The following is a 16284-nucleotide window of genomic DNA, read 5'->3' on the forward strand; positions in this document are numbered from 1 at the left end:
TCAGCTAACCTCAACACAACAACGATACCTCATATCCTTTGAATGGCTAAAACCACAAAAACAGGTATTAGACAAACATCTTCCAATCGAATACTTCGATTACGCCTCTGCAAAGCATAATAAAAGGCGAAAATTCCAAAACAGATTGAGAATCTAAACTCTCAAAATAAATAGTGAAATCCCGCTTACTTTCAAAACCCTGCAAATATTTCATTAAAGGTTTTTATAACCCGTTCCTGCTCTCGCTCAGTCATGTTCGATCCAGAGGGCAGGCAAATACCATGTGCAAAAATCTGGTCACTGACTGAATTATTTTCGTTATGGGGAAAGTATTCGCACTCTGCAAAGAGCGGCTGCAGGTGCAGTGGCTTCCATATTCTACGTGCCTCGATACGGTGCTCTGCCATCCGCTCGATAAAACGCTGAGCATCAACAGCCCCCTCTGTATCGAAAACACCACAACTGAGCCAGCGTGTAGAACGCCCAAAAGAAGCCTCGGGCATCCAACTGAAGCCGCCCCCCCCCATGCCACTATCACTGTAGCGTTCGAATACGGCACGTCGCTGATCGACTCGATCTTCCAGAACCCGCAACTGGCCACGACCTATGCCAGCCAACACGTTACTCATGCGGTAGTTGAAACCGATACTTGTATGCTGATACCAAGGTGCAGGATCTCGCGCCTGCGTCGCATAAAATCGTGCTTTCTCGATAAGTGCAGCGTCATCCGATACCAGCATGCCACCGCCGGATGTGGTGATAATCTTGTTGCCGTTGAAAGAATAAATGCCGAGTTTGCCAAAGGTACCACTCGCTTGCCCTTTATAGCTGGCTCCCAGAGACTCGGCCGCATCTTCGATCAGTGGTACGTTATACTTTTCGCAGATAGCGACAATAGGGTCGAAATCCGAGCTTTGGCCATACAGGTTGACGACAATCACGGCCTTGGGAAGACATCCATCCCGAGCGGCCTTTTCCAAGCCGCGCTGCAATGCGGCAGGTGACATATTCCAGGTTTCCGGCTCGGAATCGATGAAAACAGGCATAGCCTTTTGATAAAGGATAGGGTTGGCACTTGCGACAAAGGTCAGGCTGGAACAAAAAACCTTATCCCCCTCCTCCACGCCCAGAAGAATAAGCGCAAGGTGAATGGCTGCGGTGCCTGAACTCAGCGCAGCCGCATGACCAACACCGACTTTTTCTGCCAGCTCTCGCTCAAAGGCATCGACATTGGGGCCAAGGGGGGCGATCCAGTTAGTATCGAAGGCCTGGTTGATGAACGACAGCTCCTGATCACCCATATGAGGGGTAGACAGAAGAATAGGTAGCTCAAGATCACGAGCGCGTACCAGCTTTACTGGACGCCGCGCAGTGTCGAGCACCGGGATGTGATTCACATCGTGCTGTTTCATCAGATCGAGAATCTGCTCTCTATCCGTTCCCTCGAGCGCGGTAATGGGCGCCTTTTCCGGCAGTTCGAGCTTCACCTCCTCCAGTGCTACGCCCGCAAGCAGCAGGCGACGCAAATCACCATCGGTAATGGTGCGAACCAGGCGACCGTCCTCATCCACCAGTAACAGAATTTCGGCGCTGCCTTCATCCATGCGGGCCAGCAACTCTCGCAGGCAAAGCCCCTGACGAATAATGATGCGTTGTAGTTCAATCATCACAAAGAAACCTTAGCTGGAACACCAATCAAAGTAGCGCCGGCAGGTGCGTCGCGTGTCACCACAGCTCCGGCACCAATACGAGCACCCTTTCCAATACGAATACCGGGCAGGATCACTGCCCCACTGCCCACCAGCACCTCATCATCAAGCCTTACTCCGCCGCCCAGAGTGGCATTCGGTGCAACGTGGCAACACTCTCCAACCTGACAATCATGATCAACGACAGCACCATGATTGACGATCGTGGATCGACCAATAATTGAATCCGGCCCGATAACTGCGCGCGCCGCGATAAAGCAACCCTCCGCTACCTTGGCACTCGTTGCAATACTTGAATGAGGATGCACGACAGTGAACCAGCCCAGAACGTGACTCTGGAGCAACGTCAGCAGTTGGCGCCGAACAGCGTTCTCACCAATGGCTAGATGGCCATAGGATGGCAATTCGGTCAGAGCGGGCTGGAACTCGATTTCATGCCCTAGCAAATGTTTACCGGCCCGTGAGGGATCGCCATCGAACAGGCGAAAGGATCGTCCGTCCCGAATGTATGCGTCCAGGATCACCTTGCCGTGCCCACCAGCACCGAGAATAAAGTGTTCAGTAAACATTGCATTTGAGCAGCAAGTCACGGCTCAGGGGGAGCCTCCCGAGCAACTCGGTAATCCGCTTACCGGCATCCCCGTCGCCATACACGTTCTTTACGGTAACCCGACCACTAGCAAGGGTATGATTCAGCGCGTCCCTTATCGCAGGCGCATCGACTTCGACATCCACGACATTGTCACTACGCTCCCGCCCTCTTTGACGATCACCGACGTTCACCACCGGAGTATGGAAACTGGCCGCTTCGATGATGCCGCTACTGGAGTTCCCCAGCATGACGTCGGCAGCAGCAAGCCAACGGCAAAAATCTTCCCGCCGCAAGTGATTCACGACCCTAACATCGAGAGGAGGATTGGCCAACACAGCACGAATTGCTTCCCCGCCGGCATCGGCATTAGGCATCAACACCAGCGCCTGGAGGTCTACGGCCAGCTTGATGCCCTCAAGCAATGTCTGCATTTGCAGTTCGGCAAGGTCAGCGCTTTGCACTACAGGATGAAAGATTACTAGCGCGATGGGACGCAGAGCGTCGAACCCAAACTCAGCTGCCATCTCATCGCGCCTGGGTGCCCGAATGTCCGCTAGACCATCCAGACCGGGAGCCCCAGTGACAAAAATGTTTTCCTCGCGCTCGCCCATCCGTATCAGACGATCGCGAGCATCGGCTGTGGCAGTGAAATGATAGTGCGCTAGCTTCGATATCGCGTGACGTACAGGTTCGTCGACGGTGCCTGAACGCTCCCCCCCATGGATATGAACGATAGGGACATTCAAATGAAGTGCCGCGATCGCTCCAGCCAACATTTCTCCCCGGTCTCCAAGAAGCACAACGATATCAGGCCGCCACCGCTCGAACGCCTCGACCATTCCTAGAATTTCCACACCAATGGCTTTGGCCATGGCTGAGCCACTATCGGATCGAAGCTCTACGGGTATACGCGCGACGATAGAAACACCCGATGATTCAATTTCACGAATCGTGTCGCCGTATTGCGGATCCAAATGCATCCCAGTCGCCAGGATGCCTAGTTCCAATTCAGCCTCGGCGTTGATCATCAATAACGTGGAACGCATGAGGCCAAAATCGGCGCGAGTCCCGGTAACGTAAAGAATTCGACGCATCAGTCGAGCATCTCCCACTGAAGCGTCGTCCCTGCAAGCATCGATTCGCGTGGCGAGCGACCAACAACCTGATCCAATGCCGCAGGTGGAATTCCATTGCCGGGGCGTAACAGGCAAAGATCTTGAGCGTTCAGAGGCTGCCCCAGCTGAACATCACGCGCGAGGGACACACTGCGCCGCACCAATGCACGAACAGGTAGTTCAGATGCCGTGGGTGCCTTTACATCGGAGCCCAATGCAACCTCGGCCACACGAATCTGCGCCACCAACTGCTCAAGCTCCGCTGGATCGAGCGAGGCCTGATGATCCGGGCCAGGCAACGTTTTATCCAACGTGAAATGCTTTTCTATCACGGTGGCCCCAAGTGCCACGGCAGCGGTCGAAACAGCCAGCCCTAGCGTATGGTCTGAATAACCGACTGGTAGCCCGGTGGCCTTGGCAATTGTGTGCATAGCTCTGAGATTGACGTCCCGTGCATGCGCCGGGTAGTTGGATGTGCAGTGCAAGATACATAGCATGCTGGACAAGGGATCTGTCAGGCCGAGGCTGGCTCGAGCATCTGCAATCACACTCACAGCCTCAACGACCTCTTCGAGAGAAGCCATTCCGGTGGAAAGAATCAAGGGAACATTCTTTTTCGCCAAAAAGCGCAGAAAAGGCCAATTGGTTATTTCACCAGACGGTATCTTGATTCTTCGCATGCCTGAGGCAAGAAGAAAATCGGCCGCCTCCTCGTCAAAAGGTGTAGACATGAACTCGATATCAAGCTCTTCACAGCGCGAGATCAGCGCATGATGCAGTTCTGGAGACATCTCCAGTTGCTTGAGCATCTCGAATTGATCGCCCTCACCTGTAGCAGCTTTCTGGTATGCAGCTTTCTCGGCGCCACGTCGGACGAGTTTTTCAGCGGTAAAGGTCTGAAACTTCACGGCGTCGGCACCACAACGTGCCGCCGTTTCAACAAGCTTCAGCGCAAGCTCTGGCGAGCCGTTATGATTGACACCGGCTTCGGCGATAAAGAATGTAGTCATTGAAAAAATCCCGATCCCAACAAAAGCTGCTCCGCACGCAACCAGTCTTGCTCGGTGTCAATGTCTATGGACTCCAGCGCATCATCGAATAGCACCGCGTGAACGCCGGGAGGAGCAAAGCTGCGCGTTTCCATTAATACTGAGACATCAATCCAATATAAAGCCCCATTGATAGCAGCCGCAGCAGGTAACTCTTGGCTACGCTGCTTTGACTGACCTGGAAAGCAAGGTTGCATGCAGCCGTTAGCGTCCAGCCAATAAGTCCAATAAGGATGCTGTTCTACTGCCGTCACCCCTACAATCGCGGGAAATCCTAGATCAAGCAACCTCTGGGCTTCTCGCCAGCGATCCGCCCGCCTGAATGGCGTCGTCGGCTGTAGCACAGCCACTCGTTCGAAAGACTGCCCTCTTACCTGATATTCGTCTAAGGCATGCAATATCACATCAACAGTACCGGCCTCGTCAGTCGCAAGCTCCGGCGGCCTCATCCATGACAAGGACTCACCACAAGCACGAGCCACTCGAGCCACCTCTTGACAGTCCGTAGAAATCGATACCTCGTCGAATCCTGGATAGGCACGAGCAAACTCAAGAGACCACTGTATAAGCGGTTTTCCAGCAAAAGTGCGGGTATTTTTTCCTGGGACTCTTTTAGAGCCCGCTCGTGCAGGAATGACTGCAAGCGTTCGAGTCATAAAACACTGAAGCCTTTGATAACGGCAAGACCAACTGCCCCACTCCGCTCGGGATGAAACTGAGTGGCCATAACATTTTCACGCTGAACTGCCGCACACAACATATGCCCCCCATAATCGCACTCGGCCAACCGGTCAAATTCACGCGTCGGCGTAGCAACGAAGGAATGGACAAAATACACGGCAGGCGATCTTTCCTCGAGCGCTTGTAACATCGTTCCACGCCAGGCGCGCCCCTGCGGCGCGACCAAGTGATTCCAGCCAATGTGCGGAACACGTAACGGCTCACCGGAAAGGCTAACCTTTGGAACAGCTTGTACCTGCCCCGGCAAGATACCAAGTCCGGGATGCTCTCCAAACTCTTCACTAGCATCGAACAGGATCTGCATACCAACACAGATACCGAATAATGGCCGGCCGGCGTCGACAAAACGCTTGATGGCCTCATCGAAACCACGTGCTTTGATTTCATGCATACTGTCATGAAATGCGCCAACACCTGGCACCACCAGTTTATCTGCGAATCGCACCTGGGCAGGATCGTCAGTTACGAGAACATCGGCCCCACTGCGCTCGAAAGCACGAACGACGCTGAACAGGTTGCACATTCCATAGTCAAGAATTGTAATTTTATGATTAGGCATCTGGCATCATCGATGTGAATTTTCGTACTGGCAGTTCAGCCTCAAATGCGGAGCTTCTTATCTGCTCCAGAGATAAACGCTTGTAATGCAGCACGTCCGCCATGGCAACACCATCTGCCATCCCCTCACGGGCGGCCTCGACAAAATGGGTTAGCGTTCCCATACCGCCACTAGCGATAACAGGAACAGGCACCGCATTGCTGATTGAGCGAATAAGATCGAGATCGAAACCTTGCCGCGTTCCCTCGCGGTCGACTGAGGTGATAAGCAACTCGCCAGCGCCCAACTCGACGCCACGCATGATCCACTCCAAAACATCTAAGCCCGTGCGCTCACGCCCATTGTCAGTGTAGGCCTCCCATTTGGAAGGCCCAACCTGCTTGGCCTCAACAGACAGGACCATGGCCTGAGAGCCAAAACGCCTTGCCACCGCGCGTATGAGATCCGGGTTAGCCACAGCAGCAGTGTTGATGGCCACCTTGTCCGCCCCTGCACGCAGAATATCCCTTGCATCATCCACAGACCTAATACCGCCTCCAACAGTTATCGGTACAAAAACATCTCGAGCCGCTTTTTTGACGATATCGTTCAGGCTATTTCGCCCATAAAGGCTAGCAACTACATCCATATAGATAAGTTCATCAGCGCCTGCCTCATAGTAACGAACGGCATGCTCCTGCGGGTCTCCTACGACGCGCAGTCCTTCTAAGCGAACGCCTTTGATCAGGTTTTTACCTTTAATATCCAGGCGCGGAATAATTCGGAGATTTCTCATTTCTTGTCGTGCCAGATTGCATGCCGGAGCTTCCACTGATCTCCTTCCCATTTCCACAAGTGAGGTGAACGAAAATTATCTGTAAGACGAGTAAAGTAATCACGCGTCAACACAGGCTGCTCAAACATTTTCGACGCCTCCGGAAACTCACTCTCAGGGATACTTAAGTATTTGAAAATCTCATCAGCAAAGCGCTCTGGAAACTCATGATCATAACGCTTAACCAACGCTATACCTTCATCACGCTCGATATCTCCAGAGCGTATTTCTTGCGCCGCATCATATGTAGCACGACCAATACCAAACTTTGTACCTGTTGTATAGTAGTGAAAGTCGTCGATTCGATCATCGATGCTATTATACTTACTATAAGTGCCCGGCGTTCTTTCTGGCGAGGCTTCAAATCCACCATGCTCGACAGAATAATAATAACAAGCCTGCGGGTGCCACTTTAAATAATAACCGAGATAATGAACCTCCGTCTTTTTCTTTTCTATTTCTTCAGGGTTGGCAGGCAAATAAGGTGCAAGATCATGCTGCTGCATACCGAAATGATTCTTGAGGTCAGTAATCGAAACACCACCCAGACTGACTTTCGATTGATCTTCAGCAGTAAAGTATGACCAGTCCCGCTTCGCCGACTCTGTGTCGCCAATTGGGTTACCATACTCCGCTTCATTTTCGCCATAAATGACAAGCGGGATATTGAACAACAGCGACATCTTGGGGGCCAACGCCTTCTGACCAAACATAAATGCTTGAAAAGGATGAAATAGATTATCTACCGCCAATCGTGTCAATAAACGATGCGCACGACCATTGGGAGTCATCAAATAGTTATCATGACCAGCATGAATCCACCGCTGGAAGTTTCTCCACCCCCACTCAGTATAAATATGAGGCGCCCAGGTAACGGTAAGCGGATGCATGCCGTACTTGTGCCGTAAGATATGCGATGCATAAAAACTATCTTTCCCACCCGAACCAGGTACGATGCAGTCATAGCTGCCATCTTTGCTACGGTGCCGATCTAGCAGATCGCGCAGTTGGCGTTCACGCTCATCCCAGTCGATACCGGCCCGTTTTTTCTCTGCAAACCGGCAGGCATCACACACACCATCCTCATCAAAATGGATAGTTTTCTTTTTCGACTCTTTAGTATGCGAATACTCTACCGCAGAGTTTGGTCGCTGATTCGAAATAACACAGCGTTTGCAGTACACAACTTCGCTGGGCAGCCCATACTTCGGTTGAGACGTAACAACATCACCTTCGTATTCCGACTTATCAACTTCCATCGGCGCAGAAATAGGTTTCATATTTTCTCCCATTGCAAACTAGCATTGAATTAGTGACTCGAGAACCTCAACCACACTGCCAGTCGGATTCCTCATACAAACTTTCTTACGACCCAACCTTGCATCATTCAAGCAAGATGACGATAAATCTGCCAGCTTACCAGCAAGCGAATCAATTGAACAAACCTCGTCCGCAATGCCCATCTCTCCATATGGAAGATCTTCACTAAATACGGAACCCGCTACCGAAACAACATATGCGCCTGCTAAATGAGCCTCAAGCCCCACAGTGGATGTAATAATCACCACAACATCAACCGCATGAAGAAGCCCCACCAAGTCCTCAATAGCGGGACTGAGTTGGACGCGGTCCTGCCCGTCGAAAAATTCTATGCATTCACTAGGGTGATAACGAATTACCAATCGGAATCTATGATCAATGGCAACCAACTGTCGAAGACTCGATTCGATGCGCCGCGGTAACATCGGATCGCCACTCTTACCAAGAGCAAATGGATGAAATTCCGGCTCGACCTGAGAGGCCCATAGAACGACAATATCATCCTTTCCCCATCCTTTTGAAGCCCGTATTTCGCGGCCAGACTCTCGTGCCTCATCCAGCTGGAGTCGCTCGAAAGCAGGATTCCCGGTTACAACTACACTATCGGGCTGGCAGCCCTTATCAACGAACATATCTCTAACGTGGTCATTTAGAACGCATATACGACTGGCATAGTTAGGGCTTCTAATCCATTCAATTTCTTGTTTGGCCAGAAGATCTACCGTACATACCGATGGAATGCGAAGTATTCGTGCCGCCTCCAGCGCAGCTCGCTCACTACGCGGTGAGTTCGTGGCCAGAACAGCCAGAGGTGACAAAGACTTAAACCAATCACAAAACAACTCTACCGGAAGAAAAGCCTGACGTCCCTTTTCTGAATAAAGAGCTGATGCCACATCCTCGCCATAAGCATTGATCAAATCACGATAGTTCAGCCCCAGATACGCCAATGACTCGGCTTCCGGAACAGCAGTACTCGGGGGCAAGTCACGTAATAGCTGTCGCCCAATTGTTAGAGTCTCCTGGGCATCAGCTCCTGGCAGATCCTTGTAGCCTATATGAGGTATACCCAACCGATCCAAATAAGCACCAGCTGTAGTTAGGGCCAAAAATAATACGTTGTATTTTTTTGCAAGCAACTCGCGAGCCACAGGTGCCAACATGGCTACGTGACCGCCTCCGTATGCAACTAGCAATATAACATTTTTATCGGCCACCATATTTCCCTCAACACCAAGCCTCATAAAACATCTAAAAATCATCCACGACATTTTTTGTCAAACCAAATCAAAACCGCTAGTCATGCCTCAATTCTGCCGAGGCTTATATAGAACATGACCAAGACCGATCGTTCGAAATACAGCTCGGCTCACGATTTCCAAGCCACATAAAATTAAAGGCATTGCAAGGGTAAGCACAGTAAAACCAAAGAGCCCGCCCACTATGGAAATTAGCAGTAATTTATTAATCGGAGAAAGTCTTACACCAAGATACGCAAAGACCATAATTAAAAAAACACAATAAAAAAAGATAACAGGAAGCAAAAAATTTAAGCAGTCAATTGAGAGGAAAAATTTCCCCATACCATGGCCGAGCATATCTACCACGCCTTGAATACCGCCCCCATAGAAATCCAAATTCTTGTTAATAGCCACGATAAAATAACTGATAAGCATATAAGCAAGCGGCACGCCCAAACAAAACACAAAGCCAGCCCTAATATTTAAAAAATCAATCCGTCTTTGATGCAGTCCGCCAATAAGAAAAACGACGATTGAGGCTAGAACCACTACAAAAACTCCCGTGCTCACCGAGGCGAGAAAACCGGATAAAAAAATTCTCAAGAAGAGCCACTTGACTTCTTCCTTCGAGCGACTCAAATCAAGGCACAGAGAAACGCACATAAGCCAAGCAGACCACGCAATCACACCTCTCCCGTTCATCAGCAAATGAATGCCAAAGAATATGCACCAACCAAGCAACGATGGTTTTACGAGAACCGTCCTCCACATGATATCTGCCCATAAACGAGCATTAAGAAAAAAAAAGATAGAGCAATAAATGGAGAAACCGAACTCGGGAAGCCATGCATCAAGAGTGAGCCCCGGATACGCAACTAAAAACCTAAAAAGGTGAGGGTGACCGAACAAAGAATACAGAGAAGCGCTTCCCTGCCACAGCTCCATTACCTGAGGCCATGCAGAAAAATTTTTCACTCCTGTTAGTATAAAGACAGCAAAAAAAATAAATGCTGCCAATGTGGACACTCTTAGAATCAAGAAACTAACCACAAACAGAGTTCCAATGCCCTATCGCGATGAGTGCACGAATCTCTCTTGTATTGTTCGCCTCACCTAAAATATGCGAATCAACTAGATGTTTCACACACTCAAAATCAAACAGATCTTTGGGAGTTTCATTCCGACAGTAATCAGCTTTGCTGGTTTTGAACCACTCACCAACCGGAACAGTGAACATCTGCTTTTTCCGATAAGCCAAACTCTCTCCAATCAAGGGGGTTACAGCCTTTTTATAAAGATACTTTGTGACTCCCCCTTTTAGTTTTAGCTCGCCGGGCATGCGGAAGGCAAACTCCATCATGCGGTAATCCAGAAAAGGAGTACGGGCCTCAAGAGACACCGCCATGCCCATGCGATCAGGCTTGACCAGGTTGTTGCCACTCAGCAGCAATTGCATATCAAGAAACAATGCCTGATTGATCCGATCCTGATGAGGAACTGCCTGGAAATATGGCGCAGCCACGTCGAAGGAATTGATACCCTGTAGACGTGCAGCCATTTCGGGTTTATAAAGCGCAGCCTTACCAGCATGGCTAAACAGAGAAATACTGTCGAAGTAACGGCGCTGGAACTCTTTATCCGTCAGAGTGGCAACTTCGGCATTGGAGAAAAAATCTCTGTGTTTGTCATAGCCGGCGAAAAGCTCGTCACCACCATCCCCTGTCAATACGACCTTCACATACTTGGCTGCAAGTGCGGAAACCCGGTAAGTAGGAAGAAACGAAACGTCGCCGTGGGGCTGATCGCAGTGATAGATCGACATGGGCCATAGTTCCAGCATATCTGGCTCGACACGCTCCATGATGTGCTGCGTACCAAAACGATCGGCGGCCTCCTGGGCGAACAAAGACTCATCGAAACGGGGATCATCAAAACCGATGCAGAAGGTTTTAACCGGCTCGGACATATGTCGCGCCATCAAACCAACGATCGTGCTTGAATCTACACCGCCCGATAGAAAGGCACCGAATGGCACATCGCTCCTTAAGCGTAGGCGTACCGCGTCATCAAGGATTGCATTGAATTCTTCTATCCAATCCGCTTCGGATCGACCATGGACAGGCTGAATGGCGGCGAGATCCCACCAGCGCGACTCGGAAACACCATTGCGCGTAATCTTCATCACATGCCCAGGCATGAGATGACGCACCCGCTGATAAAGGGTGTAAGGGGCGGGAACATAGTTGAACGTCAAATAGTGGTGCAACGCCTCCTCATCAATTCCCAGACGAGGCATACCGGCCTTGAGCAATGATTTGATTTCGGAACCGAACGTCAATTGATGGCCGTCATCGTGAACGTAGAGGGGCTTGACGCCAATACGATCCCGAACCAGATAAACGGCTTGCTCTCTAGCATCATAGATGGCAATTGCGAACATGCCATTGAGCTTGTTGATGAAGGAAATACCTTCTCGTTCATATAAACGCAGCAACACTTCAGTATCGGAGTGGGTACGACATGCATACCCAGTTCTGGCTAAATCCAGGGCCAGTTCGACATGATTAAATATTTCGCCATTTTGCACCACGACGACTTGCCCATCGTCTGAGACGAACGGCTGATGGCCGCCAGCCAGATCGATGATCGAAAGACGCTGGTTGCCCAGAGCAAGACCTGGTGCACTGAAAACGCCCTGATCATCAGGCCCGCGATGCTGGATTGCATCGCCCATTGCGCGCAATGTTTCAGGAGCAAGGGAGCGTCCCTCACGATGAAAATAGCCAAAAATACCGCACATGTCAGTTGCCGCCTTTTCCAAAAACCTGTTTGAACGTCAGCAGAATTATCTGAATATCCTTGAACAGGGAAGCCTGCCGAGCATATTGCAAATCCAATTCCTTGCGCTGAGTCTCCGTAGCGGCTGAACGCAGTGTTGCCTGAGCGAGCCCGGTGATGCCTGGCCGGACACTGTTTCGCAGCTGCCATTCCGCTTCAGTGTAAAGCGCGCGTTGCGCGGGTACGTCTGGGCGTGGCCCGACCACGCTCATGGAGCCACGCAATACGTTGAACAATTGGGGCAATTCATCGAGGCTGGTTCTACGAATGAATCGTCCCACTCTGGTAATGCGAGGATCACCATCGGCAGTGGAGTACCCACCCAGTTTTTCGGCGTCGATTACCATGCTGCGAAATTTATATATGAAGAAATCTTCTCCCCCACGGCCAACACGCCGCTGGCTGAATAGCACAGGCCCAAAATCAGAAAGATAAATAGCGATTGCAACTCCAACCAGGATCGGCGAAAGAACAATGATCGCAATAAGTGAGCTGAAAAAATCAAAAAATCGCTTCATTTTATGCCACGCTATTTCTGGAAGGGCGCAATAAATAGAAAGCTGCAGTGATGCTGATGGCAAATGTCAAGCCCGCCAACCCTAAGCGCCACAAAGACAAAGAACCACTCAAGCTGAACGCCGTCGACGTAAAAAGGAATATATCAACAAGAATGCCAAACAAAATCACACCGCCAATGGCAACTACACTGCGCAAAGTAGCATACGACACTGCCTTGCTAGCAAGGAATGCTCGCCATCCCACAGCTTGAATCAGGATCATCGCAAGCATCATGTGAAACACAGGTAATGCAAACATCAGGATCACAGGCTCTTTCAGCCAAAGCCCAGGAATGCATATTACAGGGAGAAACAGCATGGTGATAATCGTCCGACGCAATACCAACGCCGGCTGCCGTCGTGCATTCAGAGCTGCTGCAGCGAGACTAGAAATACCGACCCAAGGCACGCTAAACAGAGCAATTTGGGTCAGGAGCGTAATATGCTGTAGGCCTGCCACACCCACCTTACCAGCACCGAAAAGTAAGGAAATCGCGGCGTCGATAAATGGAAAGCCACACAACACGACTGCAGCAGATAATACCAACGAGCGCTGGAGTGAGGAGCTCAAAAGCGCTTCAAATTCGACTGCATCCTGTCGATCATGAGCTTCACTCAGACGAGGAAATACGACTGTAGCAAGCGTAGTAATCAGAATACCAAGTGGCAGTTCTACCAATTTGATTGCATAGTTGAAGGCTGCCAACTCTCCCTCCCCTAACCAGGAAGCTCCCGCACGCAAAGCTACCGGCACCAGAACCAGCAGTGAAGCTGAAGCAATACCTGCAAAAAAGCCACGTAGCAGATGGCGATCCATCAACCAACCATGAGCGCGCTTCTGCTCATCAGGCAGGCCCTTGGTGTTAAGCGCCAACAGTTGGCTAACCCAACGCACTATCGCGCCACATAGAATGCCAAGGCACAGCCAGGCTATATATCGCTCCCCTTGGACCATAGCAATCGCAAGCCCGCCAATGATGCTGAGGTTGAATATCAGCGTGCCACAGCCCGCGACAAAGAACTCATCCTGTGCGTTTAGTGCTGCCGAGCTGACGCCAGAGAGTGCAGTCAGTGGAATGGCGATTGCGACAATATAAATCATCCAGCTGTCAAGCCATCGCAGCGGATCGAGCATGCCGGGCGCCAACAGCCATAGCGAGGCTGCCGGTGCCAACACAAACAGCGCGGCAAGTACAACGAATACGCCAGCGACCAACAGAGAGGCCTGTAGAAAAAGTGCTGCGGCCTTGTCGGCAGTAGCCGACCTCAGCGCAGGAATCAGCGCGACACCGATGCCTCCTGACAGCAAAAGATTGACAAGAAGGTCTGGCACAGTAAGAAGAATGATGGCGACGTCCGCTTCAGCAGACAAGCCGAGCGACGAAGCAAGCAGAACCTCCCGACCGAACCCAGCCAACCGCCCGCCCATCAGAGCCAGGCTCAAGAACAGCCCAGCGCCGAGTAGGCTTCGCTGTCCTCTGGTTATCATTGGGCCTTGCGCGCCTTTATGGAGTCAGCGATCAGTCGCACATTCCTTTGAACGTCACGATGAGCGGCCTGCAACTCCTCGGGATTGCATAAGCTACTTTGCAGAAATGCTTCACGCAGCTTGAAAAGCTCTAGCGAGAAATCCATTTGCTCCTTTATCTCGATGACGGATGTTGCTTGCCGATGGAAGGTTCTCGACAGAATCGCAGCGGTCGAGCCTAGACGAACATGCTCGGCCAACAGAAGTTCCGCGGGCAAAAGCCCTTCGCCTACTCGGGCAATGCCACCAATGCCGAAGGGCACTCCACTGGCACGAAGTATCGCAGCCATACCATCGACGAGGCCGCTGGCCAGCGGCTCGAACATGAAGTGCAGTCCAAGCTCTAAATGAAGGTCATTGAGGCCTATATGAACCTCATCGACACCTGGCACCTCCACACAGGCCTTCAAATCGGCAACGGCGGCAACGGTTTCGACAAGGAGATTGCAACGCGCACGCCCTCCAACGGCTGTCGTGAAAAACCTCACCTCGCCGGCGCTTCGGAACATTGGCAGCATGAGAATGTCAGCGCCTGCCTCGATCGCACGATCAATTTCCTTCTCGCTCTCATCGTGGATAGGGTTAATTCGGACAAGCAAGCGCCCCTCTGGCACTGAAGACCTCAATCGGCTTACGTCATCCAGAGTATGTCTGCTGATTACCGTATTGAGATGCCCTTGGCGCAAGTCTTTACCAAGAATCTCAGTGTCGACGAATATTCGGTCGACACCACTATCGATAGAAAACTTCGCCAATTCGGAGCAATTGGTAATCATGAAAAACTTCATTAGCTAACCCCGGCTCCAAACCCATAGATTGATAGCTACTCAGCTGTGAAACCTGATAGCGGAAACTTTGAACCAAAAAAAATAAAATTAAAAATTTACATTAAAATTCTAGCAAGATAGATTCGCTTATAAATACATTAACACTTATAAATTCACTTCTGATTTCTTGTTAAAACCAAACAAAAGAATGCCACAAACAGCCCGAAAACCAACCCTAGTAAAGCTCCAAATCCGACGACTAGAAAAAATTTCGGCTTAACTGCAGATTTTGGATAAATAGCCTGGCGATCAACATTCACCAGAGGCAATTTCGACAGATTTAGGTTCAGCCCCTTAAGCTCAGCAGCTTCCTTTCGCCACTTTGCATAATTTTCTATGAATACGTCCTCATCATCACGCTGTTTAAGCAGGTCAATTTCGTGATTCTGCTCAAGCATGCTGAGCTTTGACCGAATTTCTGCTATACGAGGCTCAGTAAACTCGTCAGAGCGGCGCTTCTGCAGCACTTCACGCTCAGCCTCCAGTGCTTTCACTCCCATAAAATAGAGTGGTATCTGCTGATTATTGACCTCCGTACGAATCACATTGCCTGAGGTTTGGATATGAGTTGCAGTACCTAGCGAGGACGGCGTGCTGGGCTTTTCGATTCCCAATGCATTAGCTATTTGTATAGCTTCGTTTAACTGGGAAATACGATCATCACGACGAGTACGTAATTGTTTGCGCAAGGCAGCCAGCTCATCCTTGAGTTTTGCTCGCTTGAGTGAGTCTTTTTCGCTGAGAGAGGCCACTTTAGCCTGCTTGTCAGCTTGATAGGCCGCTCGCTCAGCAGCCATTCGCTGCTCCAACTTAGCCAAACGGTTACGGATGATGACCTCGACATCCAAGGCGATGGCTACTCTTTCCTGCTGAATTACATAGGCAATAAGGCCATTGACGATATCGGCCCCCTTCACGCCCCAAGGATAGGTGTAGGCCAGCCCTACATAAGAGAAGCTTCCGTCGACGCGATTAGGATCTGGACGAGAAACTTCAAAATCATCGATGATTTGATTCAGTGCCTGCTCTGGGGTCTGCCCATCAGCCATCGCATCGGGACCAAATAACTCCTGATTGGCCCGAAAATATGCTAGGCGGTATTCATAAGAACTAATACCGGCTCCCACACGCTGCAGCGCCTCTTCCGGGGTCAACTCATAAAGCCCAGAAGCATTGAGTTCATCCAGCACGTTCATGGCCACAGGACGCAACATACTCTGCGTGGTGTAGTACTTGGTCGCAACCAAGGCATAGGTAATGGCAATCAAGGTGGAGACCACGGTGACCGCAAGAATGATTTGCTTGTACGCCCAAAGGGCACGGATCAAATCTCCTAGATCGACCTCATCGTCGCGCAACTGGGTACTAGGGTACTGCGACATCAGTTCGCCATC

Annotated in this window: 15 protein-coding genes; all 15 read right to left on the reverse strand. The window is 50.6% G+C overall.

The annotated features are described in order from the left end of the window. Positions 1-191 precede the first annotated feature (191 nt). A complete protein-coding gene (locus tag BVH01_RS12525) occupies positions 192-1667 on the reverse strand; it encodes an aminotransferase class I/II-fold pyridoxal phosphate-dependent enzyme (RefSeq protein WP_075930616.1) in 1476 nt (491 codons plus the stop codon). Next, a complete protein-coding gene (locus BVH01_RS12530; protein ID WP_075930617.1) occupies positions 1667-2278 on the reverse strand; it encodes an acetyltransferase in 612 nt (203 codons plus the stop codon). The genes BVH01_RS12525 and BVH01_RS12530 overlap by 1 nt, the downstream gene beginning before the upstream one ends. After that, positions 2268-3395: a UDP-N-acetylglucosamine 2-epimerase gene (gene neuC, locus BVH01_RS12535; RefSeq protein WP_083659465.1), complete on the reverse strand. Its 1128-nt coding sequence runs from the start codon at positions 3393-3395 to the stop codon at positions 2268-2270. The genes BVH01_RS12530 and neuC overlap by 11 nt, the downstream gene beginning before the upstream one ends. Next, positions 3395-4426, reverse strand: coding sequence for an N-acetylneuraminate synthase (gene neuB / locus BVH01_RS12540; protein ID WP_075930618.1), 1032 nt, complete (start codon positions 4424-4426; stop codon positions 3395-3397). The genes neuC and neuB overlap by 1 nt, the downstream gene beginning before the upstream one ends. Next, complete coding sequence (locus BVH01_RS12545) at positions 4423-5121, reverse strand: cytidylyltransferase domain-containing protein (RefSeq protein ID WP_075930619.1); 699 nt, start codon at positions 5119-5121, stop codon at positions 4423-4425. The genes neuB and BVH01_RS12545 overlap by 4 nt, the downstream gene beginning before the upstream one ends. Then, positions 5118-5765, reverse strand: coding sequence for an imidazole glycerol phosphate synthase subunit HisH (gene hisH / locus BVH01_RS12550; protein WP_075930620.1), 648 nt, complete (start codon positions 5763-5765; stop codon positions 5118-5120). Before hisH ends, BVH01_RS12545 begins: the two co-directional genes overlap by 4 nt. After that, complete coding sequence (gene hisF, locus BVH01_RS12555) at positions 5758-6540, reverse strand: imidazole glycerol phosphate synthase subunit HisF (RefSeq protein ID WP_075930621.1); 783 nt, start codon at positions 6538-6540, stop codon at positions 5758-5760. The genes hisH and hisF overlap by 8 nt, the downstream gene beginning before the upstream one ends. Next, positions 6537-7859 carry an N-acetyl sugar amidotransferase gene (locus tag BVH01_RS12560; RefSeq protein WP_075930622.1) on the reverse strand — a complete coding sequence of 441 codons (1323 nt, stop codon included), beginning with the start codon at positions 7857-7859 and terminating at the stop codon, positions 6537-6539. Before BVH01_RS12560 ends, hisF begins: the two co-directional genes overlap by 4 nt. Before the next feature lie 18 nt (positions 7860-7877). Next, on the reverse strand, positions 7878-9170 hold the full coding sequence (locus BVH01_RS24420; RefSeq protein ID WP_139317829.1) for a glycosyltransferase family 4 protein: 1293 nt from the start codon (positions 9168-9170) through the stop codon (positions 7878-7880). 36 nt (positions 9171-9206) lie between these two features. Next, positions 9207-10166, reverse strand: a complete 960-nt coding sequence (locus BVH01_RS12565) for a hypothetical protein (RefSeq protein ID WP_139317830.1) — start codon at positions 10164-10166, stop codon at positions 9207-9209. A 16-nt stretch (positions 10167-10182) separates the two neighbouring features. Next, a complete protein-coding gene (gene asnB, locus BVH01_RS12570; RefSeq protein ID WP_075930624.1) occupies positions 10183-11940 on the reverse strand; it encodes an asparagine synthase (glutamine-hydrolyzing) in 1758 nt (585 codons plus the stop codon). 1 nt (position 11941) lies between these two features. Then, a complete protein-coding gene (locus BVH01_RS12575; RefSeq protein ID WP_075930625.1) occupies positions 11942-12496 on the reverse strand; it encodes a sugar transferase in 555 nt (184 codons plus the stop codon). Between the two features lies 1 nt (position 12497). Continuing rightward, complete coding sequence (locus BVH01_RS12580; protein WP_168177281.1) at positions 12498-13979, reverse strand: lipid II flippase MurJ; 1482 nt, start codon at positions 13977-13979, stop codon at positions 12498-12500. Positions 13980-14020: 41 nt separating this feature from the next. Further along, on the reverse strand, positions 14021-14851 hold the full coding sequence (locus BVH01_RS12585) for an aldolase/citrate lyase family protein (protein ID WP_075930627.1): 831 nt from the start codon (positions 14849-14851) through the stop codon (positions 14021-14023). Positions 14852-15003: 152 nt separating this feature from the next. Continuing rightward, positions 15004-16272 (reverse strand): Wzz/FepE/Etk N-terminal domain-containing protein, encoded by a 1269-nt coding sequence (locus tag BVH01_RS12590; RefSeq protein ID WP_075931024.1) that lies wholly within the window; start codon positions 16270-16272, stop codon positions 15004-15006. Between the last annotated feature and the right edge of the window lie 12 nt (positions 16273-16284).

It is taken from the genome of Pseudomonas sp. PA1(2017), assembly GCF_001945375.1.
Classification (GTDB): Bacteria; Pseudomonadota; Gammaproteobacteria; order Pseudomonadales; family Pseudomonadaceae; genus Aquipseudomonas.